Raw genomic sequence first — 893 nt, forward strand, 5'->3', positions numbered from 1 at the left:
GTCGAGAACGATAACCGCGACTGGAAACTTATCGTTGACCGCCCAGATGAAGAGCGAATATCTTGTAAGCGTGAGCTCTGCGGTGGCATCTATTCCCGGAAGTGGCTGGTACGAGAAGGGCAGCAGCCTAACACTCACCGCCCCGCAGGTCGAGAACTACACCTTCAACGGCTGGAACGTCAACGGAGAGGCGATAAACGACAATCCCCTGGTGATTACAGTAAACAAACCAACAAAGATCGAAGCCGTTTACGGGCAGCTTGGAAAGTACAATTTGACAGTGAGCACCTCTCCTGCCGGGCTCGAAATTCTTATAGATGGAGCAAAGAAGAAGGCTCCGGCAATGATAGAAGACTGGGAAGGTTCTTCGCACAGTTTCGGAATAACCGCTCTCCAGGAGAGAGACGAATCGGATAGAATAGACGGTATAGACAGCAGATACACTTTCTTGAAGTGGAATGATGGAAACACGTCGACGACCAGGAATCTCGTTCTCTCTTCTTCTGTCTCCTATACAGCCCAGATGAAGAGCGAATATCTTGTAAGCGTGAGCTCATCGGTAGTAACAATTCCCGGAAGCGGCTGGTACGAGAAGGGAAGCAGCCTAACGCTCACCGCCCCGCAGGTCGAGAACTACACCTTCAACGGCTGGAACGTCAACGGAGAGACGATAAACGACAATCCCCTCGTGATTACAGTAAACAAACCAACAAAGATCGAAGCCGTTTACAGTGAAATACCTTTCAGGACGCTTTCTGTTGGAAGTGAACCCGAAGGATTGAAGATAATCATAGACTCACTTGAATACACGTCACCTTGGAGCATTCAAGCAAGAGAAGGTACTTCCCATACGATAGAGTTCAAAGCTCAGGAGAGGGACGAAAGCTCTTTCG

Annotated in this window: 1 protein-coding gene; it reads left to right on the top strand. The window is 49.3% G+C overall.

Annotated elements, in window-relative coordinates; all coding sequences use genetic code 11:
- On the top strand, positions 1–893 hold an 893-nt coding region (locus RJ60_RS14660), incomplete at both ends, for an InlB B-repeat-containing protein (RefSeq protein ID WP_180979985.1).

This window comes from Mesotoga sp. B105.6.4 (genome assembly GCF_002896535.1).
Taxonomy (GTDB): domain Bacteria; phylum Thermotogota; class Thermotogae; order Petrotogales; family Kosmotogaceae; genus Mesotoga.